The following is a 21,087-nucleotide window of genomic DNA, read 5'->3' as shown; positions in this document are numbered from 1 at the left end:
GTATACCTACATTAATCGATAAAGCGCTTTGTAATATCACCGAATGCATCTATACGTCTGTCTCGGAAGAATGGCCACCAACGTCGTACTTGTTCAGAACGCTTCATGTCTATTTCTACTATTTGTACTTCTTCTTTGTCGTTGGATGCCTGCCATAGAATTTCGCCTTGAGGGCCTGCAACGAAGCTGTTTCCCCAAAAAGTGATCCCATTGGTTTGTCCTGATGGGTCGGGTTCGTATCCTGTACGGTTTACAGATACAACGTGCAGTCCGTTAGCTACAGCGTGTCCTCGTTGAGCGGTCACCCAAGCTCCAAGCTGGCGGCTTTTTTCGTCTTCTGTATCGGTCGATTCCCAGCCTATAGCTGTAGGGTAAATAAGAATGTCTGCCCCAGCCATTGCCATCAGGCGTGCAGCTTCGGGGTACCACTGATCCCAACATACCAAAACTCCAAGTTTGCCTAATGATGTTTCGATCGGCTTAAAGCCAAGATCTCCAGGAGTGAAATAAAATTTTTCGTAATAAGCCGGATCGTCAGGAATATGCATCTTGCGGTATTTACCTGCAATAGTTCCGTCTTTTTCTATTACCACAGCTGTATTGTGATACAGTCCGGGAGCACGACGTTCGAATAGGGAAAGTACAATGACAACTCCTAACTCTTTAGCCAGAGTCCCAAAGTCGTCGGTAGACGGTCCCGGTATTGTCTCGGCCAGATCAAAAATATTTGTATCCTCTACTTGACAGAAATAAAGCGAATTGTGCAGCTCTTGCAAAACAATAAGTTGTGCACCTTCGTTTGCTGCCTTACGGATTTTATCTTTTAGTCCTGCTATATTTTTCTGTATATCAGGAGTATTTGCCTGTTGTATGATTCCTATTTTCATAATCCTCTAATCTGGTAATTTAATTGTATTGGGAGACATTTGTATATGTTTCTCAAACTCATCAATCCTTAACTGAATGTCATCCAGAAACTCTTGCGTGCACCCGCCCTTTTTGGCATCCAGATAATATTGTTTAAGTAAAGGTAAAAATAATATGTCGTTTCCCGAAAATACCATCGCCGGAACATCATTTTTTATACACCTTAATAATAATGCTTTTTGATCTTTCATAAACGCTTGGGTATTATACAAAATTATCGGGATATTGCATCGTTATGCAGTGCAACGAACCATGTTGACGTATCAAGGAAGAACAATCTATTCCTATGATTTCTCTTGTAGGAAAAGCTATTTCTAATTTCTCTTTGGCCTCTGTATCTCTTTCCTGGTCGTTGTAGAATGGAAGTAGTACAACATCGTTCATTATAAGGAAATTGGCGTAAGTCGCCGGAAGCCTTTCATTGTCTTCGTCGTATACGGCTTTTGCCATAGGCAGCGAGATTAACTTATATGGATTGCCTTGATAATCGGTGAAGGTTTTTAATTGTTCCTCCATTTTAGCCAGAGCCTCATAGTGTTCGTCTTTTTTATTTTCACATTTTACATATACAATTGTGTGCTCGTCGCAATAACGAGCCAATGTGTCTATATGGCTATCAGTATCATCTCCACTTAGGTAACCATGATTCAACCATAATATTTTATTTAGTCCGAAGACTTCTTTTAGATACTTTTCTATTTCATTTTTCGACATGAAGGAATTTCTGTTCGCAGAAAGCAAGCATTCGGATGTAGTCAAAAGTGTGCCTTTTCCGTCCGATTCCAATGCGCCTCCTTCGAGGGCAAAATCCTTCTTGTTGATTAACTCTACATCACTTTTAAATATACCGTTTTTGAACAAGCCTCTGCTTATTTGATTGTCGTAGTTCGATGCAAACTTTAATCCCCATCCATTGAATGTGAAATCATACACTTGTTTTTTCCCATTATTGATAACAGATATCCCGCTGTGATCACGTGCCCATGTATCATTGGTTGGCAATTCTACCAATGTGAGGTTTGGGAATAAGTCTTTATGCTCTTTCAACTCATATTTCACGGTTTCTGCATTGTGACAAACAACAATTAATTTTTGCCTTTTCAGTATTTCTACTGCTATATTCACATAGCATGCAGTAACTTCTTCGAGCATATAATCCCAATCGGTATCAGGATGAGGCCATGTTAATTGGATTGCACTTTGCGGATACCATTCGGGTGGAAAAAATATATGATTCATTATCAACGGTCTTTTTATTGTTTGTTTGCTGCACAAAAGTACAAAATTATTACTTTAATACACCTCCTGTTAATATCCGCCCCGAATTGATTGTTTGTCTTCGGGCAGAGAAGAAAAGTTCGGGATGAGAATAAGTACATAAGTTCGCAACTTCTATATTCTTGTTGTCGATGCCGGCTTCAATTAACAGTAATTTATTTGCCAATTCAAGATTTATGTGCATTTTTCCGCTCTCAGTATTGCGATATGCTATATCAGTGATGGAAAATCCTGTCTGAATAAAAGCATCCACAACTTCATCTCCTACTTCAAAGTGTTTCTGTGAGATGCAAGGGCCTATTCCTGCCACTAGATCTTGAGGTTTGCTGTCGAAATGCTCTGTCATCTTTTCTATTGTTTTCTCTGCGATTCGGGCTACAGTACCTTTCCATCCGGCATGTATTGCAGCAAGCACATGTTGTGCAGGATCAAATATAAGAATGGGCACACAATCGGCAGTCGTAACTCCTATGCAAATATCTTTCTGATTGGTGATTAAAGCATCAATGCCATTCAGATATTTTGCTTTTTCCAAATCACTTTTGTTCAGAAAGTCATTATCAATGATTCGTATCTGATCGTTATGAGTCTGATAGGGAATGTATAGGTTTTCTATGGATACATTTATTTCATCAGCAAGAAGTTCCTGATTTTCACTGACACAATCTGCATCATCTCCCGAATAAGGACTAAGGTTTAGAGAAGCGTATGCTCCTGTGCTAATTCCTCCTTGGATGGTAGTTGTGAAAACTGATACGCTCTTTGTTGGAAAAGAGGGAAATGTAAGTAGATTCAGTCTGTTGCTTCGAATTGTATCCATATTCCTAATTTTAAGAAATGCCCTCGATCTCTGTTGATAAAGGGCATTTGCTTGTCTTATTTATTTTCTTCTTCAGTATCTTCTCCGTAATAAAAATCCGGATCGAAATCTTCATTTTCTTCCTCATCCCAGTCTTCTTCCTCGTAGTCATCTTCAGGGATAGATTCGTCATCATCATCGAATTCCACAACTTTTATGTCGAGGTTGCGATGGGTGATGCTTTCAAACGATTTTTTGTATTCTCCGTCTGCATTTAGTTCACGCCATAGCATATCTTTTAGGGCTGTAATATTATACCCTGTAATGGATGAAATAAATATATGCGGTATTTCGGGTAGATCAGCTTCCAGAGCCTCCATTAGTTCATCGTCGAGCATATCGGCTTTCGAGATCGCTAATATTCTTCGCTTATCTAACAATTCGGGATTGTACTGAGCCAATTCATTCAATAAAACTCTGTATTCTTGATGGATATCATCAGCATCGGCAGGTACCATAAACAGTAAAAGCGAGTTACGCTCAATATGTCGTAGGAAACGCAATCCGAGTCCTTTCCCTTCGCTTGCACCTTCTATAATACCCGGTATGTCAGCCATTACAAATGATTTGTAATCACGATAACTTACAATGCCGATTTTAGGTTCAAGGGTAGTAAACGGATAATTTGCTATTTTGGGTTTTGCTGCACTAACGACTGATAGAAGTGTTGATTTTCCGGCATTCGGAAATCCTACGAGCCCTACATCGGCAAGAACTTTTAGTTCCAGTATGACCCTGCGCTCTTGAAATGGTTCGCCGGGCTGTGCATAGCGGGGAGCCTGATTTGTTGAGGTTTTGAAGTGGTTGTTTCCTTTTCCCCCTCTTCCTCCTTTCAATAGAACTACCTCTTTTCCGTCTTCAGTAACGTCGCAAAGATATTCTCCTGTTTCGGCATCATAGGCTACTGTTCCGCAAGGAACATCTATGATTTTAGAATCACCACTTTTACCTGTACTCAATCTGCCCGATCCGCTTTCTCCATGTCCTGCAAGGACATGTCGTTGGTATTTCAGGTGGAGCAGTGTCCACATGTTTCGGTTGGCTCGGAGAATAATATCACCTCCGTCACCTCCGTCACCTCCGTCAGGGCCACCTTTCGGTATATACTTTTCCCTGCGGAAATGGGTTGAACCTCTACCACCTTTACCCGATCGGCAGTATATCTTGACGTAATCTATGAAATTTGATTCTGCCATATTTTTATTTATTCTATTTAGATAACAAAGGAAGTTATAATACCGTTCACGGTTTATAACTTCCCTGTATATATAAATAATTCAATTATTTAACTTTGTCCACGGCTTCGGCTATAAGATCAAATATCTGATCTATGGTGCCAACTCCTTTTATTGTGGCCAATTTCCCCGAATTCATATAATGATCTTTCAGTGGGGAAGTTTGATTTTTATATACATCAAGGCGGGATTTTATAGTCTCCAGATTATCATCTGAGCGTCCCGATTGTTGTCCGCGTTTAATAAGTCTGTCTATCAGTTCAGGTTCTTCTACATCGAGATTGATAACGATAGAAATTTCTTCTCCGCGTTCTTTTAATATTTTTTCAAGAGCCTCGCCTTGAGCGATTGTTCTTGGAAAACCATCGAATATAACGCCTGCTTTATCTTTTTTACTATCCAAAACATTTGCCAGCATCCCGATAACTACATCGTCCGGTACAAGCTGACCTTTAGAGATATATTCTTCGGCCAATTTGCCTAGTTCGGTTCCGTTTTTTATCTCAGCGCGTAGCACATCTCCTGTCGAAATGTGAGCGAGATTATATCTTGTGATGAGATTTTCACTTTGAGTTCCTTTTCCTGAGCCCGGAGCTCCAAAAATTATAATATTCAGCATACTGTTAGAATTACGAGTTACAAGTTACGGGTTGCAAACAGCAAGGCGTAAATCGTAAATATTATTGTTAAGAGTTTTTTATTTTGTATATGTCAGCAAGATTGCGGCCATAACCATCATAATCGAGTCCGTATCCGACAATAAAGTCGCTAGGGATTTCTAATGCCACATAGTCTAGCTGTACTTTATGCTTTAAGGCATCAGGTTTAAGAAGGAGTGTAGTTACAAGTATTTCTTTCGGACTATCGCATGCCAACTGTTCGAGCATCAAAGACATCGTATAGCCTGTGTCTACTATATCTTCAACAATAACTATTGTACGATCTGTGATATCTTCTTCAAGTCCGTATATTTCTTTCAATTTACCTGACGATGACGTACCTTGATAAGATGACATTTTCACGAAAGATACTTCGCTTGGAACAGTAACACGCTTCATCAGTTCCGAAGCGTACATAAAAGAACCGTTCAGAACACAGATAAATAAAGGATCCTTACCTGCTAAATCTTTGTTCAGTTTTTCTGCGATATCATCTATTGCTTTTTCAATTACCTCCTGTGTCAGAAATAGTTCGAATTCTTTATCTTTGATTTTTACTGTCTTCATAGAAGCTCTTCTCCTTAAATATTTATTAAAGTGCAAAAGTAGTACATTTAGCTTAAAAATACATAACGAATTATGTTTTTTAATAAATAGAAATGAATAATTGCGGAGAAAATTAAAAAAGGTATTCTGAATGAATACCTTTTTATCATATAAAGAACTTTACTTATTATTGAGGTGTGCCGTACACTTCTTCACACGGCTGTACAATTACCCAACCTTCACCTTCAAACATCATCTGGAAGCTTTCGCCGCTACCACGTCCGATGAATGTCTTCAGAGATATATCTGTTTTTATAGTTGGAGTCAGATTGCCCGACCATGCAACAGTGGCGTTAGGGTCGGTAAATATCGGTTGTCCCGGCTTCACCAATAACGTCATTGGTTTACCGTGAGTAGTGATAGCAACATGTCCTGTTCCTGCCAGACGTACTTGAAAGAGTCCGCCGCCCATAATGCCGGCAATGCTTTTCATCATTTTTACATCTGATTGTATCGAATTTTCATGAGCAAGGATGTCATTCCCATTTACATTGATAGCCTCGTTTTCGAGATATAAGATTCTTACTCTTTTTTCGAAATCAGCCGCATATACACGTCCGGTTCCGGAAGTTCTCATCATTGTGGTTCCTTCTCCCGACATTGTTTTCTTTAGTAGGTTTCCGATGCCTTTGCTCAGCATACCCTCTCTTTCAAACTTTATGTTTCCTGTATAAGCGACCATTGCTCCTTTTTTTAACATGACCGTTTGGTTGTTGATGTTAAGCTCAAGCATATGAGTGCTCTCCAATTGGAAAAAGTCGTTTTTTGACTCGTCTTGTGCAGTTTCTTCGATGAAAGATCTAATAGAATATTTGTTCATACACGTAAAGTTGTTGATAATGATTAATAAAAATTGACTATAATTCAACAAAAGTAATAAAAATAGGGTATAAATAAAAAGAACAGCTTTTAGAGCCTGATTCCAATATTTAAACAGAGTGAAACATTTTATCTCATTGAGATTATTTGTTTCACTCTGTATATCATAAAAACCGAAGTGTGTATTGACCGTTTTTTATGTTTGGTTGCAGAACCTCATTTTATTCTTCAACCAGCGCAAAATCGAGTTGTTTCCGTTCCAGATTGGCTCGGGCAACTTTAATTTTCAGCGGGTCGCCAAGGCTGTAAGTGCGTTTTTTGCGACGACCTCGTAAACAGTAATTCTTTTCGTCAAATTCGTAGAAGTCATCATCCAAATCTCGGATCGGAATCATACCCTCACACTTGTTTTCATTTATTTCTGCATAAACACCCCATTCTGTTATACCGGAGATTACAGCATCGAAGACCTGTCCGAGTTTATCAGACATATATTCTACTTGTTTGTACTTGATAGATGCTCTTTCTGCATTAGCCGCTAGCTGTTCCATTTCAGAGCTGTGTTCACATTTACCTTCGTATAGATGCTTGTTTACACTGCGTCCTCCATCCAGATACCTGGTGAGTAATCTGTGCACCATCATGTCGGGATAGCGACGTATAGGGGACGTGAAATGTGTATAGTATTCGAATGCCAGCCCGTAGTGACCGATGTTGACTGTGGAATATATTGCTTTTGCCATCGCACGTATAGCGATCGTAGAAATAAGATTCTCTTCAGGTTTTCCGCTCACTTCGTCCAGTAGGTGATTGATAGCTTTCGATACATTTGTCTTTGTTCCATCTACTTTGATTTTGTAGCCAAAACGACGGATAAACTCAGAGAGGTTTTCCATCTTTTCGGTATTTGGTATATCGTGGATACGGTAAACAAATGTTTTCGCACTTTTATTTTTCGGAACATTTCCTACAAACTCTGCTACAGTTTTGTTTGCCAGAAGCATAAACTCTTCTATCAGTTTATTCGAATCTTTGGCGTATTTAAAATATACACTCAGGGGTTTTCCCTTCTCATCGATCTCGAATCTCACTTCGTGACGATCGAACGCGATAGCTCCGTTGTCGAAACGTTTAGCCCGCAATTTTTTTGCCAGATCATTAAGTTGTAAGATTTCTTCCTTAAAGTCTCCCTCGGCCCCTTCTATTATATCTTGAGCTTCCTCGTACGTAAATCGTCTGTCGGAATGGATAACAGTGCGGGCAATTCTATGCTTTTTTATATTTGCTTCATCATCTAGTTCGAATATAACAGAGTAACATAGTTTATCTTCATGAGGGCGTAGTGAACATAGGTTATTGCTTAGTCTTTCGGGTAGCATCGGGATTGTACGGTCTACAAGATAGATGGATGTAGCTCTACTCTCACCTTCTTTATCTATCGTGTCTCCCTCTTGTACATAGTGCGTTACATCAGCTATGTGCACACCTACTTCCCAACGTCCGTTTTTTAATTGTTTGATAGATAATGCGTCGTCGAAGTCTTTTGCATCTCGTGGGTCGATGGTAAATGTCGTTGTACTACGCATGTCTTCGCGCTTGGCTATCTCTTCGGCGGTGATGTCATCCGGTATTTTATTTGCTGCCGCTTCTACCTTTTCAGGATATTTATATGGTAATCCAAATTCGGCAAGGATCGCATTCATCTCGGTGTTGTTTTCTCCTGCCTTTCCCAGTATGTCTATAACTTTTCCTATCGGGTTCTTCGCTTTCTGAGGCCATTCTACTACCTCTACCAATGCTTTGTCTCCGTCATTTCCTCCTTTGAGGTTGTCTTTCGGGATGAATATGTCATTCGCAAGTATCTTGCTATCCATTACCAAGAAAGCAAATTGCTTTTGGACATCGAGTGTGCCAACAAATGTTGTTTGTTTCCGTTCCAGTATTTCTAATACTTCTCCTTCCGGATCACGCCCTTTTCGCTTTGCCAGCATTTGTATTTTCACACGGTCGCCATTCATTGCGTGAGCCGAATTGCGTTCGGCAATAAATATATGAGCCGAATCACTTTCTCCATCCGGTACGAAAAAGTTTTTGCCATTGCTTCTTCGTTCGAATACTCCTTCAACAAAGATTCCTCTATTGTTCGACTTATATTTTCCCTTTCCGGTTTCTATTATAAAATCATCTTCTTGGAGGTCGTATAGTATATTGCTTATTAGTTGTTTCTCTGCAGGTTTTTTGAATCCTAACTTTTCGGCTACCTGTTTAATGCCAAATGATTCGGAAGAATTCTTGTTGAAAAAGTTTACAACGGAATTTGTAATGTCGCTTTTAGTCTTCCTTTTGTCTTTTTTATGAGGAGCTTTATTCTTACTCATATTTCTCTTATTAAATTATTTCTTAATATCTATAACAACCGTTTGTTGTTAATTTTTATCTGTATATCTGTTAAAACTACTCAAATGTACAAAAAAGTATGGATATTAGATATTAGATAAAGTATGAATAAAATTTAATTATCAAGATTTTGTGTAATTTTACATCCTGTAAAAATGAAAATATAATGTCTTGTATTTTAAGTATAGAAACTTCTACAGAAGTATGCTCAGTAGCTGTCTCTAACCGAGGTGAAATAATATTTGAAAAAGAAAATATAGAAGGTCCTTCCCACGCTGTTCTCCTCGGAGAATATGTAAATGAAGCAGTCCAATTTTTGAGATTGGAGAATATGTCGTTAGACGCCGTTGCTGTCAGTTGCGGACCGGGCTCTTATACAGGGCTTCGTATCGGAGTGTCTGAGGCAAAAGGTCTTTGCTATGGATTGAATATTCCTCTGATTGCAATTAATACATTAGAATTGATGGCTTATGGGGTTGTAAAATCAGACGTGATTGATCGGTCAATTCTTCTTTGTCCGATGATAGATGCCCGTAGAATGGAGGTTTATGATGCCTTGTTTGACTTTGACTTAAACTTGAAAAAAGAAATATCTGCTGATATTATAGACGAAAATTCTTTTGCTGACATTCTGAATGAAAATAAGATAGCCTTTTTCGGCAATGGCGCAGACAAATGTAAAAACGTCTTGTCGCATGCGAATGCTCAATTTATAGATAACGTATATCCGAAGGCCGCAAATATGGTGACATTAGCAGAGAAAGCCTATGAAGAAAAATCATTTGTAGACGTTGCTTATTTTGAGCCATTCTATCTCAAAGAATTTGTAGCGACTACACCTAAAAACAAGGTTTTGTCGGGGAAATAATCCTTTATATGAGTTGTTTTCTTATTTGTATGGTATCAGTTTTGTGATAGCTATTCTTTTTTTTGTGCATACAAGCAACATTCTGAAGCTTTTTTGCATCATATATTATATAATTAACCTACTTCTTAAAATATGAAAAAGCTTATATTATTTCTTTTTAGCGCATTGTCGCTTATTCTAGTAACTGCTTGTAGTGATGATTCGGATCTTGATTTTAATTATGAAATAGCAGATTGTGAGCAGGTTCAATTATCTGCTGATATTTCTGGTGAGGATTGTATCTCTTCAGGGCAAGCTCTTCAGGGAGAGTTAACGCAAGTGAAAGGTCAGATTGTCCTGAAAAAAATTAAAAGTGGAACTGCTGTTTTGGATATTATTGTTGTAAAAGGTATTGATGGTAAAGAATATTCAAGTTGTAGTACAGAATTTAATAAGAATAATGTAGGTAAGATGATAATCTTCTCAGGATTAACTTATGGGCCTAGTACGTCTGCTTTTTATTATTACATACCCAGCGGAGGATTTTTAAAGGTAACTGAACTTTGGTTGAAAAAGTAATAAGCAGATTTAGCTTTTATCGATAGAGAAATCCGACATTCTCACGTTTCTCTCTTTATTTCATAAAAAATCTTTCTAAATATTTGTATTGTAAAAAATAACATCTATATTTACGAAAAAATAGTAGATTTACGTAAAGTTTATAATAATGGAAAAGTTAACCCATCAGGAGGAAGCGGTAATGCTTCATATTTGGCAATTAAAAGAGTGTGTAGTAAAAGACATTCTAAATGAAATGGACGACCCAAAGCCGCCTTACACTACCGTTGCTTCTATTGTTCGTAATCTGGAGCAAAAGGATTATTTGAACTCTAAGAAATATGGAAATGTGTGGGTTTATACTCCGAAAGTAGCCGAAGATGATTATAAGAAGGCTTTTATGTCGAATGTGGTGAAGAGTTATTTCGAAAACTCGTATAAAGAGTTGGTCTCGTTCTTTGTGAAAGAAGAAAAGATATCCCCTGAAGAGTTGCAAGAAATAGTGAAAATGATAGAAAAAGGAAAAGAGTAAATCATTTAATTGTTAACGCCATGGAACACACAATTATACCTTATTTGATTAAAGCTTCTATATCATTGGCTTTATTTTATGGCTTATATATTTTGTTGCTCAGAAAGGATACTTTTTTCCGCCTGAGGAGGTTTTATTTTCTTTTTTCAATCGCTTTTTCATTGCTATTTCCTTTTTTGATGATTGAAGTGACGGCTAAAGAAGAGGTTCCTGTTCAGATACCGGCATATTGGCTTTCGCAAATAGAGGTATCGGCAATGCCCGAACAACAGGTTTCGGTGATTGATTGGAAACTGATTGCTTTATTTGCAATAGGAGCAGTATCTCTGATTTATGCACTACGATTTATAATGCAATTATTTTGTATACTAAAGTTGAAGGTCAGTCATGACTCTGAAAAATTGGATACATGTTGTATTGTAAAAATAAAAGACAGGAACGTTTCGCCTTTCTCCTTTTTCAGATGGATTTTTATCGGCTCCCAAATTGATGGAGAGGAAAAATTGAAAGAAATTATAGCCCATGAGATGGTTCATGTCAGGCAATCACACTCTGTAGATGTATTACTAGCCGAAGTCTTGTGTGTATTCTTCTGGTGGAATCCTTTTGTCTGGCTTTTGAAAAAGGAAATAAAAATAAATCTTGAATATCTAGCGGATGAGGGGGTCTTGAAGGAAGGATTCAGTCCCAAAGAATATCAATATATATTATTGCAAGTATCAAACGTAAATACCGGTATACCAATTATAAACAATTTTAATGTGTCACAATTAAAAAAACGAATTACCATGATGAATAAAAATAGGACATCGCTAGGTAAAGCAACTAAATATTTATTGCTTGTTCCGGTTGTTTTTGTTTTGCTATTAGGAAATGCTGTGCAGGCTTCGCCGGATATAGCTGATATGATAACGATACCTTTTGTTAATGACGGACAGCAAGTGCCTCAGAAAAAAGGGGATGTATATGTGACTGTAGACAAAATGCCTGAATTTCCGGGAGGACTGAATGCTCAGCAAAGGTTTATTGGGCAAAATTTGAAATATCCTGTTGAAGCTCAGGAGAAAGGTGTGGAAGGACGTGTCATTGTGCGTTATGTTATAAGAAGTACAGGCGATATTACAGATATAGAGGTTATAAGAGGTGTTTATCCGTCTTTGGATGAAGAAGTAGTCCGTATAGTGAAGGCTATGCCTAAATGGATTCCCGGAAAGCAAAATGGAAAAGCTGTTGATGTGTACTATACATTACCTTTGATATTCAAAATATCAGGCAGTAAGAAAATTTTTTCGGAGGGAGAAAAAGATAAAGATGTTATGGTTGCCGTCGGATATGGAACTCCTAAAAAAGAAGGCGTTACATTGAAAGAAATTACATTGAAAGAAGGTGGTGCTGAACCATCAGTAGATCACCCTTTCATTACCGTGGAGGATATGCCGGTGTTTCCCGGAGGGGAGTCGGCAATGCAGAAGTTTGTAGCAGATAATCTGAAATATCCTGAATCTGCACAAAAAGCAGGTGTACAGGGGCGTGTAACTGTTCGCTTCATAGTGGGTAAAACAGGAGAGATCTCAGATGTAAGAGTTATTAGAGGTATCGATCCTGAATGTGATGCAGAGGCAGTGAGAATGATACAATCTATGCCAAACTGGACGCCTGGCAAGCAGAATGGAATAGCTGTACCTGTGTATTTCACATTGCCGATTGTATATAGACTTAAAAAAGATACTGTAGTAAATACAACAAAGAAATAGCAGATTTTTTTCTCAAGATTATATAGAGGCTGGGTGATAAATAGCCTACCTCTATTAATCTTGAATTGCAAAAGATAATTTATGAAAAAGACCTTGATGCTCCTTTCTTTTTTAATTGTACATTCTGTTTTGTTTTCTCAAACTGTAGAGAATGAACTGGAAGCTTACATTCAAAATTTTCAATACCAAAAAGCGTTGGAGTATATTTCCGATAAAGAACCTTCGGCGTATCTACAGTTTCAGGAAGCGATGTGCCATAAAGCTTTGGGGAATTATTTGAAATCGATCGATATTTTACAAAGACTATCTACCGATAATCCCGAAAATGTTCGGGTTAAATCTGAATTGGCAAATTGCTTTGCGATAACAGGACGGAGGCAGGCTGGGATAGATTGTTATGATGATCTGATTCGTTTGGATTCAACGAACTTATATTATAAGATACAAAAGGCTGAGCTGCTATTCCAGCAGACGAAGTATGAAAAAGCGTTGTGCTTGTTTAAAGAGATATACGGTCGGAATAATTCTCCCAACACTTTAACTCAGATAGCTCAGTGTTTTGAGAAGATGAATCAAGCTGATAGTGCTATGGTTTACTTCAAAGCGGCATGGGATACTAATCCCTCTGATAGTTATTCTGCGGCAAGTCTTGTTAACCTATGTTTAAAGGCTGGTCGTAGCCTAGAGGCTTTAGCTCACTCTACAGCATATCTTGAAAAAGACAGCACCGATCAGCAGATGAATTTGCTGAATGCGTTGACGTATTATGTGATGGATGATTATGAGGAAACGATCTCCCGATTTAAGAAGTGTTATGAAGCCGGTGATTCCTCGCTTATTGTTAATCGTAGTCTTGGAATTTCTTACTATTCATTGAGGGAGAATTACGAAGCTGAGATTTTTTTAGACAAAGCATTTCGCCAGGATACTACAAATAATAATGTGCTCTATTGCCTTGCTGTAAGTTCGAACGAATTAGCAGATCATAAAAAGGCAATTCCCTTGTTTCGGAAGTTGTTGGATAGGACAATTCCGTCTGATCTGACTTTATATCTTTATTATAAAGGATTGGCATCGGCTTATGATAAGGGCTCTCTTTTCGAAGATGCTGTGGAAGCATATAAAAAGGCATTGATATATGCCGGAACCAATCAGAAAATGACAATAAATTTTGCGATAGGTCAATTGTACGAAAATCAAGTAAAAGATAGTTCGAACGCTCTTATATACTATCAGAATTATAGAAAGGATTTGAACGAATACCTAGAAGGTCTGATAAGAAAAAATGAAACGAATGAAAATGTTGACGATACGAAGAAGCGACTGAAATATTTAGATGAACATATCAAAGAATTAACAAAAGCGATGTCTGTTAATTAGCTGATCAAGCCCCAGTTGTACTTGTTACCACCTAGTTTGCGTAATTGTCTCTTTAGTAATAAGCTGTCAGGTTTCTCCATTTGCGGATCTTCATCCAGTACTTTCTGGGCGACTTCACGTGCATATTGCAGTATCTCCCCGTCTCGTACAAGGTTTGCTATCCGCAGATTGAAAGGGATACCGCTTTGTTGAGTTCCTTCCAGATCGCCCGGGCCTCTTAGCTTTAGGTCGGCTTCGGCTATTTCAAAGCCGTCATTGCTTTCTACCATTATGTCGATACGCTTCCGCGTGTCGGCTGATAGCTCGTAAGGCGTCACCAGAATACAATATGATTGGTCTGCTCCACGACCAACACGTCCTCGTAATTGGTGCAGCTGTGATAGCCCGAAGCGTTGAGCCGATTCTATTACCATAACGGATGCGTTTGGTACATTTACACCCACTTCAATAACGGTAGTTGCTACCATTATCTGAGCCTCATTGGTTACAAAGCGTTGCATTTCTGCATCTTTTTCTTTGGGTTTCATTTTGCCATGAACCTTGCAGACCGTATACTCGGGGAAGATTTCTTTTATATGCTCAAATCCCTCTTCAAGATTTTTGAGGTCGAGCTTTTCACTTTCTTCTATCAGTGGATACACTATGTATACCTGTCTTCCCTCTTGCAGTTGCCTGCGAATGGACTCGTATAAAGCCCCTCGCTTTTTGTCATACTGATGAATTGTTTGTATGGGCTTGCGTCCCGGTGGAAGCTCGTCTATTACCGATACGTCCAAATCGCCATATATGGTCATTGCCAGCGTGCGGGGAATAGGGGTGGCAGTCATTACTAAGATATGTGGCGGGTTTACATTTTTCGACCACAGCTTGGCTCGTTGTGCTACACCAAAGCGATGTTGCTCGTCAATAACCACTAAGCCTAAGTTTGAAAATTGTACGGTGTCTTCTATAAGGGCATGTGTGCCAATTAATATTTGAAGGTCTCCCGTCAATAGAGCATTGTGTATGCGTTCTCTATCCGATTTTTTTGTTGAGCCTGTTAGTAATTCTACATTTACATCAAGCCCTGCTAATGCTTCTGTGATTGTTTGGTAATGCTGGGTTGCCAATATTTCCGTTGGAGCCATCAGAGCTGCTTGGAAGTTGTTGTCCAGTGCAATTAACATAAGCATAAGTGCTACAAGCGTCTTTCCGCTACCAACATCTCCTTGCAGTAAGCGATTCATTTGTTCGCCGGTAGCCATATCTTGCCTGATCTCTTTTATGATTCGTTTTTGCGCATTGGTCAAGGGAAAGGGGAGGTTTTCATCATAAAACCTATTGAGGTAATCGCCTACCTTAGAAAAAACGAATCCTTTTAACTTTGACTTTCTATCGGCGGTATATCTTAGAATATTTAGCTGAATATAGAATAATTCCTCAAACTTTAATCTGTATTGTGCTTCTCGTAACAATGTTGTACTTTCCGGAAAATGGATGTTGCGCATAGCACTTTTTAACCCCATCAAGCGTGCTTCGTTGATGATGCTGTCCGGTAGCGTTTCGGGTAAGCTTCTTACAACTGAAGAAAATGCGGCTGCCATTATTTTCTGAATTGCTTTTGAGTTCAGATAATGGTTTTTCATTTTCTCTGTTGTGTTATAATAAGGCATCAAGCCTGTAGGGCGTTCTTCTTCGCTGATATATGGGTCAATATCGGGATGTGGAATATTAAATTTGTCTCCAAAAAGAGTAGGTTTCCCAAAAACAATATAGGGTAAGTTCACTTTATATTTATCCGTAATGAACTTTGCTCCTTGAAACCATACCAGATCAATAAATCCTGTGCCATCCGTAAAATGTGCTACGAGTCTTTTTTTTCTGCCTTCACCGAATGTCTCAAAAGCTGTAATTCTTCCTCTTATTTGTATATATGGCATATTGCCGTCTATCTCGTGTATAAAATAGATACGGCTGCGGTCTATATATTTGTAGGGGAAATAATATAGTAAGTCTTCAACCGAAAATACATTTATTTCCTTGTTGAGTATTTCGGCCTTCTTGGGGCCTACTCCTGCCAGATATTTTATGTCCGTCTGAAAAGAATCTGTCATCTTTCGGTTTAATGCCTAAATTCAAATAAAGTTAGCTTTCTGTTATTTTTGTTCTACGAAGATAATAAATAAAAATGTTTTGCGATCAAGAGGAGGTTGTTATTGCCTGTTGGGAGGATAATGTTTAATTTGCCTTGTTTTAATAAAGGATGAAATTTTTATTAAAAAAATTAAATTAAAAGGAGTGAAAGTTAAAATCGCAAAGCTTATTCGTTTATTTTTAGTCTCATATGATGTCATATTTAAATAATAACGAAAGTAAATGTTAATTAACATTTGTGCTAATAGATATTCTTAGAATGCTCTGTATATTTGTATTACCTGACGATTTATTATGAAAAATGAGTAGAATAAGGATGTCCGGCAGCTTTGGCGATGATCACATGAATGAACATTAATTGTGTAATTGCATTATAATAACATAACAGGCGCATGTAGTTTATTATGAGAATCGGAATAGATATAGGTGGATCAAAAATCCGTATGGCAGTGGTTGATGGCGGGCAGATATATAAAAAAATAGAAGCTCCTACGAATGCTGCTGAGTCAGAAGAAGCGATCCTTGCTAACTTGTGTGATATGATCCGCAAGATAATGAACTCAAATATTAGAGGGATTGGCATTGGAGTGCCTTCCGTTGTTGATGCAGAACAGGGAATTGTGTATAATGCTGTAAATATTCCATCATGGAAAAGAGTCTACCTGAAAGATATTCTGGAAAAAGAATTCAGAATTCCTGTTTTTGTAAATAACGAGTCTAACTGTTTTGCTTTCGGCGAGCGTTATTATGGAGAAGGCACAGCTTACCGGAATATTGTTTGTGTAACTCTCGGTACCGGGGTAGGAGCCGGAATTATCATCAATGACGTATTGTATAACGGAAATAATACCGGCGCAGGAGAAATAGGGAGTCTTCCTTATCTCGATGCCGATTATGAATATTATTGTAGTCGCAAATTTTTTGATCGTAACAATATTTCCGGTCGTGATGCTTTAAACATGGCTTTGGTTGGAGATACACAGATGATTTTACTGTGGGAAGAATTTGGTAAGCATATCGGCAAACTGATAAATGCTATCTTGTTTACTTACGATCCGCAAGCTATAATACTAGGGGGTGGGCTCTCGGCAGGATATCAGCTGTTTTCCGAGAAGATGTTTGATGTGATTACGACCTTTCCTTATCCTGAGACAATAAAGAGAATGAAGATACTACTATCTCGTAAAGAAGATATATACCTACTTGGAGCAGCTGCTTTAGTTGTTTGATTTTTTATAATAAATATTTACAATAGAACCATTAATAAATTTTTAACATGAGATTGGATTTAAGTTCGCAAATCGTATTAGATCGGGTGTCACCACGATATTATCGTCCCGAAAATGAATTTGAGCTTTCTGCTTTAACTCGTTTCGAGAAAGTACCCACCCAAATATATGAATCTTCAGTAGAGGCTTCACTAAGCATCGCTAGAGATATTGCGCATAAGATTAAAAACAAAACTATTGCCGGACAAAAGTTTGTTTTGGCACTTCCCGGAGGACATTCACCTCAAACTATTTATCAAGAGCTGATACGTTTGCATAAAGAAGACGGACTAAGCTTCAAAGATGTTGTAATATTCAATATCTACGAGTTTTATCCCCTTGCACCTCAGTCTAGTGGTAATTTGAAACTACTGAAAGAGTCTTTCTTGGATTATATAGATATTGATCTGAACAATGTATATTCTCCTGATGGACAAGTACGCAAAGAAGAAATATTGAACTATTGTAAAGCCTACGAACAGACTATACAAAACGTTGGAGGAATTGATTATTTGTTATTGGGATTAGGCCGTGCCGGTAATATCGGAATAAACATTGCCGGATCGAGTATGAATTCAAATACTCGCTTAGTCTTGTTGGATCAGCAGTCGAGAAAAGAAGCTATAAACACATTCGGATCATTAGAGCAGGTTCCACCTAGTGCAGTAACGATGGGGATATCTACTATTATGAGAGCTCGGGAGATAGCTCTTATCGCTTGGGGTGAGGATAAAGCAAAAAGTATAAAAGATGTGGTAGAGGGCCCGGTTTCTGAGTCCGTTCCTGCTTCATGTTTGCAAGCTCATCCAAATACAACTGTGCATATCGACCTGAATGCGGCATTTAGTCTGACTCGTATAAACCAACCATGGTTGGTAACAAGCTGCGAGTGGACTAGCAAAATGATTCGCAGAGCTATTGTTTGGCTTTGTTTCAAAGTGAATAAACCGATCTTGAAATTAACCAATAAAGATTATCAAGATAATAGCCTCGAAGAGTTGTTAGCGCTATACGGTTCTGCTTACAATGTAAATATCAAGATATTTAACGATCTTCAACATACAATTACCGGTTGGCCCGGAGGTAAACCAAATGCTGACGATACTAATCGTCCTGAACGAGCAACTCCGTATCCAAAAAAAGTAATCGTTTTCAGCCCGCATCCCGATGATGATGTAATCTCTATGGGAGGAACATTCAAACGTCTTGTTGACCAGAAGCACGATGTGCATGTGGCATACCAGACATCGGGTAATATTGCGGTAGGCGATGAAGAAGTAGTTCGTTATGTTTCTTTCTTAGAAGATGTGAGAAATAAATACGATGCCAATAATGAGGTATTGAAGAAAAAATATGCTGATGTTTTGCAGTTTTTGTTGCAAGATAAAAAAGAAGGTGATGTTGATACCGCAGACATTCTTTTCATGAAAGGGCATATTCGCCGTCAGGAAGCTACAACAGCTTGCCGTTATGTAGGAGTGCAACCTGAAAACGTTACATTCTTAGATCTTCCATTTTATGAAACCGGCCGTGTGAAGAAAAATCCGATTTCAGAAGCAGATGTAGAAATTGTGAAAAACTATTTGGTAAGCGTACAACCTCATCAGATATTTGTTGCAGGTGACTTGGCCGACCCACATGGAACTCACAAAGTGTGTCTTGATGCTATACTTGCTGCTATTGACGAGCTAAAGGGTGCAGAGTGGCTCAAAGAATGTCGTATATGGATGTATCGTGGTGCTTGGGCCGAGTGGGAAATTGACCATATTGAAATGGCTGTGCCTATCTCACCCGAAGAACTTCGTAAGAAAAGAAATGCAATATTGAAACATCAGTCGCAAATGGAGAGTGCTCCGTTCTTGGGCAACGATGAGCGTCTTTTCTGGCAACGTTCCGAAGACAGAAACCGTGCTACAGCCGAATTGTACCGACAGTTAGGATTGGCATCATACGAAGCTATTGAAGCTTTTGTAGAATATCATCCTTTATAATATCATTACGAAGACAAACCTTTTAGTATATTGTACTAAAGGGTTTGCTTTGTTTTTTATAAACTAACATATTTAAGATTTAATAATCATGAGATTAATTATTCAACCAGATTACGATTTACTTTCGCAATGGGCGGCAAACTATGTAGTTTCTAAGATTAAGGCTGCAAATCCAACTGCTGAAAAACCTTTTGTGTTAGGATTGCCTACCGGTTCTTCGCCTATGGGTATGTATAAAGCGTTGATAAAGCATTATCAGGAAAAGAGAGTTTCCTTTCAGCATATTGTCACTTTCAACATGGATGAGTATGTGGGTTTACCGAAAGATCACCCGCAGAGTTACCATACTTTTATGTGGAGTAATTTTTTCAGCCATATAGATATCAATCCGGCAAATGTAAATATGCTCAATGGTAATGCATCAGACCTAGAGGCTGAGTGTGCGGCTTACGAAGCTAAAATGAAGGCAGTAGGCGGTGTTGATTTGTTCTTGGGTGGGATTGGTGCAGATGGTCATATTGCTTTTAATGAGCCGGGATCTTCTTTGTCTTCTCGTACTCGTATTAAAACGCTGACACAGGATACAATTATTGCGAACTCACGCTTTTTTGATAACGATGTCAACAAGGTGCCAAAAACATCAGTCACTGTTGGTGTAGGAACAATTCTTGATGCTAAAGAAGTGCTAATCATGGTGAATGGTCATAACAAAGCCCGTGCTTTGGCTCAGGTGGTAGAAGGTTCTATCAACCAGATGTGGACTATCACGGCTTTACAATTGCATCCAAAAGGAATTATTGTTTGCGACGAGATGGCAACTTATGAACTAAAAGTAGGAACATACAATTACTTTAAAGATATTGAAGCTGTAAACTTAAATCCGGATAGCCTCCTTTAATTTTTACAGTATAAACGATATGTAAGCTGTGTACATCTTTGTATGCAGCTTTTTTTATTGAATAAGCTTTTGATATTTATTCAAAATTTATATATTTATCCTTATATATGGATTGAATCTATATATGTGTATTATTTGTTGTTTTTGTGTATAAATATAGATTGAATGGAAAATAGGAATGTATCGATGATAACCAAGTCGATGGAGTTGCTTGAGCTTTTGTCGGAGCATCCTCAAGGACTGACTTTGCAAGAAATTGTTGGGCTTCTCGATTATCCAAAATCCTCCATTTATAAAATAGCGACAAATCTTCTCGAGATCGGTTATATAGGGCGAGAACCCGGTAACTTTCGTTATTTCCTTTCCCGAAAATTACTTTTGCTCGGACTTAAAGCTGTGAGTAGCTACGATATCATTGAGATGTCGGAAGAATATATGAAGCGTTTGCGTGATAATGTCGGAGAATCGGTCATGATAGGAACACTTGTTGATTCAGAAGTGGTTTTATTGAAGCAAGTGCAGGGGAATCTTGACTTTGTGTTCATTTTACAGCAAGGGATGCGCTTCAATCTTCATTCTACTGCTCCGGGGAAAGTATTACTGGCTTTTATGTCGGGGAAGAAACAAAAGGAAAAACTTTCGGAGATACGCTTTGAGGCTTTGAATGAATATACGATAACAGATAAAGAACAATTGGAGAAAGAATTGAATAAGATAATTCAGGAGGGATATGCAATAGATCTGAACGAAACAGTAGAAGGTGTGCATTGCATTGCAGCCCCCATCTTTGATGAAAAAGGAAATGCAATAGCCTGTATATGGACTTCGGGTCCGGCAGGACGCTTACCCAAAGAAAAAGTGAAAAATATAGGACTCCAGATCAGGGATACGGGATTGGAAATATCTCGTAATATAGGATATAATCGTAAATTAAAAACAAGATAGA

General features: G+C 38.3%; 19 protein-coding genes. 9 read left to right on the top strand and 10 right to left on the bottom strand.

Going from position 1 to position 21,087, the window contains the following annotated elements:
* Positions 1-11 precede the first annotated feature (11 nt).
* The 9 genes from E4T88_RS15510 to rnr form a co-directional block, all read right to left on the bottom strand.
* On the bottom strand, positions 12-887 hold the full coding sequence (locus E4T88_RS15510) for a carbon-nitrogen hydrolase (protein WP_135107035.1): 876 nt from the start codon (positions 885-887) through the stop codon (positions 12-14).
* 6 nt (positions 888-893) lie between these two features.
* Positions 894-1,118: a hypothetical protein gene (locus E4T88_RS15505; RefSeq protein WP_006842014.1), complete on the bottom strand. Its 225-nt coding sequence runs from the start codon at positions 1,116-1,118 to the stop codon at positions 894-896.
* Between the two features lie 13 nt (positions 1,119-1,131).
* Positions 1,132-2,166 carry an agmatine deiminase family protein gene (locus E4T88_RS15500; protein ID WP_135107033.1) on the bottom strand — a complete coding sequence of 345 codons (1,035 nt, stop codon included), beginning with the start codon at positions 2,164-2,166 and terminating at the stop codon, positions 1,132-1,134.
* 49 nt (positions 2,167-2,215) lie between these two features.
* Positions 2,216-3,025 carry a peptidoglycan editing factor PgeF gene (pgeF, locus tag E4T88_RS15495; protein WP_135107031.1) on the bottom strand — a complete coding sequence of 270 codons (810 nt, stop codon included), beginning with the start codon at positions 3,023-3,025 and terminating at the stop codon, positions 2,216-2,218.
* Positions 3,026-3,081: 56 nt separating this feature from the next.
* Positions 3,082-4,260: a GTPase ObgE gene (gene obgE / locus E4T88_RS15490; protein WP_135107029.1), complete on the bottom strand. Its 1,179-nt coding sequence runs from the start codon at positions 4,258-4,260 to the stop codon at positions 3,082-3,084.
* An 85-nt stretch (positions 4,261-4,345) separates the two neighbouring features.
* A complete protein-coding gene (locus E4T88_RS15485) occupies positions 4,346-4,918 on the bottom strand; it encodes an adenylate kinase (RefSeq protein WP_006842018.1) in 573 nt (190 codons plus the stop codon).
* A gap of 67 nt (positions 4,919-4,985) precedes the next feature.
* Positions 4,986-5,525, bottom strand: a complete 540-nt coding sequence (gene hpt / locus E4T88_RS15480; protein WP_006842019.1) for a hypoxanthine phosphoribosyltransferase — start codon at positions 5,523-5,525, stop codon at positions 4,986-4,988.
* A 166-nt stretch (positions 5,526-5,691) separates the two neighbouring features.
* Complete coding sequence (locus tag E4T88_RS15475) at positions 5,692-6,384, bottom strand: AIM24 family protein (RefSeq protein ID WP_135107027.1); 693 nt, start codon at positions 6,382-6,384, stop codon at positions 5,692-5,694.
* A gap of 220 nt (positions 6,385-6,604) precedes the next feature.
* Positions 6,605-8,761 carry a ribonuclease R gene (rnr, locus tag E4T88_RS15470; protein WP_135107025.1) on the bottom strand — a complete coding sequence of 719 codons (2,157 nt, stop codon included), beginning with the start codon at positions 8,759-8,761 and terminating at the stop codon, positions 6,605-6,607.
* A gap of 185 nt (positions 8,762-8,946) precedes the next feature.
* Here rnr and tsaB point away from each other — a divergent pair, with 185 nt between their 5' ends.
* The 5 genes from tsaB to E4T88_RS15445 all read left to right on the top strand — a co-directional run bounded on the left by tsaB (position 8,947) and on the right by E4T88_RS15445 (position 13,851).
* Positions 8,947-9,648, top strand: coding sequence for a tRNA (adenosine(37)-N6)-threonylcarbamoyltransferase complex dimerization subunit type 1 TsaB (gene tsaB, locus E4T88_RS15465; protein ID WP_135107023.1), 702 nt, complete (start codon positions 8,947-8,949; stop codon positions 9,646-9,648).
* A 132-nt stretch (positions 9,649-9,780) separates the two neighbouring features.
* On the top strand, positions 9,781-10,206 hold the full coding sequence (locus E4T88_RS15460) for a hypothetical protein (RefSeq protein ID WP_135107021.1): 426 nt from the start codon (positions 9,781-9,783) through the stop codon (positions 10,204-10,206).
* A gap of 148 nt (positions 10,207-10,354) precedes the next feature.
* Positions 10,355-10,717: a BlaI/MecI/CopY family transcriptional regulator gene (locus E4T88_RS15455; RefSeq protein ID WP_135107019.1), complete on the top strand. Its 363-nt coding sequence runs from the start codon at positions 10,355-10,357 to the stop codon at positions 10,715-10,717.
* Between the two features lie 179 nt (positions 10,718-10,896).
* Complete coding sequence (locus E4T88_RS15450; RefSeq protein WP_228093966.1) at positions 10,897-12,471, top strand: M56 family metallopeptidase; 1,575 nt, start codon at positions 10,897-10,899, stop codon at positions 12,469-12,471.
* A gap of 81 nt (positions 12,472-12,552) precedes the next feature.
* Complete coding sequence (locus tag E4T88_RS15445) at positions 12,553-13,851, top strand: tetratricopeptide repeat protein (RefSeq protein ID WP_135107015.1); 1,299 nt, start codon at positions 12,553-12,555, stop codon at positions 13,849-13,851.
* Here E4T88_RS15445 and recG read toward each other — a convergent pair.
* Positions 13,848-15,944 (bottom strand): ATP-dependent DNA helicase RecG, encoded by a 2,097-nt coding sequence (recG, locus tag E4T88_RS15440; protein ID WP_135107013.1) that lies wholly within the window; start codon positions 15,942-15,944, stop codon positions 13,848-13,850. The genes E4T88_RS15445 and recG overlap by 4 nt on opposite strands.
* A 444-nt stretch (positions 15,945-16,388) precedes the next feature.
* Here recG and E4T88_RS15435 point away from each other — a divergent pair, with 444 nt between their 5' ends.
* The 4 genes from E4T88_RS15435 to E4T88_RS15420 all read left to right on the top strand — a co-directional run bounded on the left by E4T88_RS15435 (position 16,389) and on the right by E4T88_RS15420 (position 21,086).
* Positions 16,389-17,213, top strand: coding sequence for an ROK family protein (locus tag E4T88_RS15435; protein ID WP_135107011.1), 825 nt, complete (start codon positions 16,389-16,391; stop codon positions 17,211-17,213).
* 47 nt (positions 17,214-17,260) lie between these two features.
* Positions 17,261-19,243 carry a glucosamine-6-phosphate deaminase gene (locus tag E4T88_RS15430; RefSeq protein WP_135107009.1) on the top strand — a complete coding sequence of 661 codons (1,983 nt, stop codon included), beginning with the start codon at positions 17,261-17,263 and terminating at the stop codon, positions 19,241-19,243.
* An 88-nt stretch (positions 19,244-19,331) separates the two neighbouring features.
* Complete coding sequence (gene nagB, locus E4T88_RS15425; protein WP_135107007.1) at positions 19,332-20,141, top strand: glucosamine-6-phosphate deaminase; 810 nt, start codon at positions 19,332-19,334, stop codon at positions 20,139-20,141.
* 165 nt (positions 20,142-20,306) lie between these two features.
* Positions 20,307-21,086 carry an IclR family transcriptional regulator gene (locus E4T88_RS15420; protein WP_135107005.1) on the top strand — a complete coding sequence of 260 codons (780 nt, stop codon included), beginning with the start codon at positions 20,307-20,309 and terminating at the stop codon, positions 21,084-21,086.
* Position 21,087: the final 1 nt, after the last annotated feature.

The organism is Dysgonomonas mossii, assembly GCF_004569505.1.
In the GTDB taxonomy this organism is placed as follows: domain Bacteria; phylum Bacteroidota; class Bacteroidia; order Bacteroidales; family Dysgonomonadaceae; genus Dysgonomonas.
The sequence above is the reverse complement of the archived record's forward strand: the minus strand, read 5'-3'. Positions and strand labels throughout refer to the sequence as shown.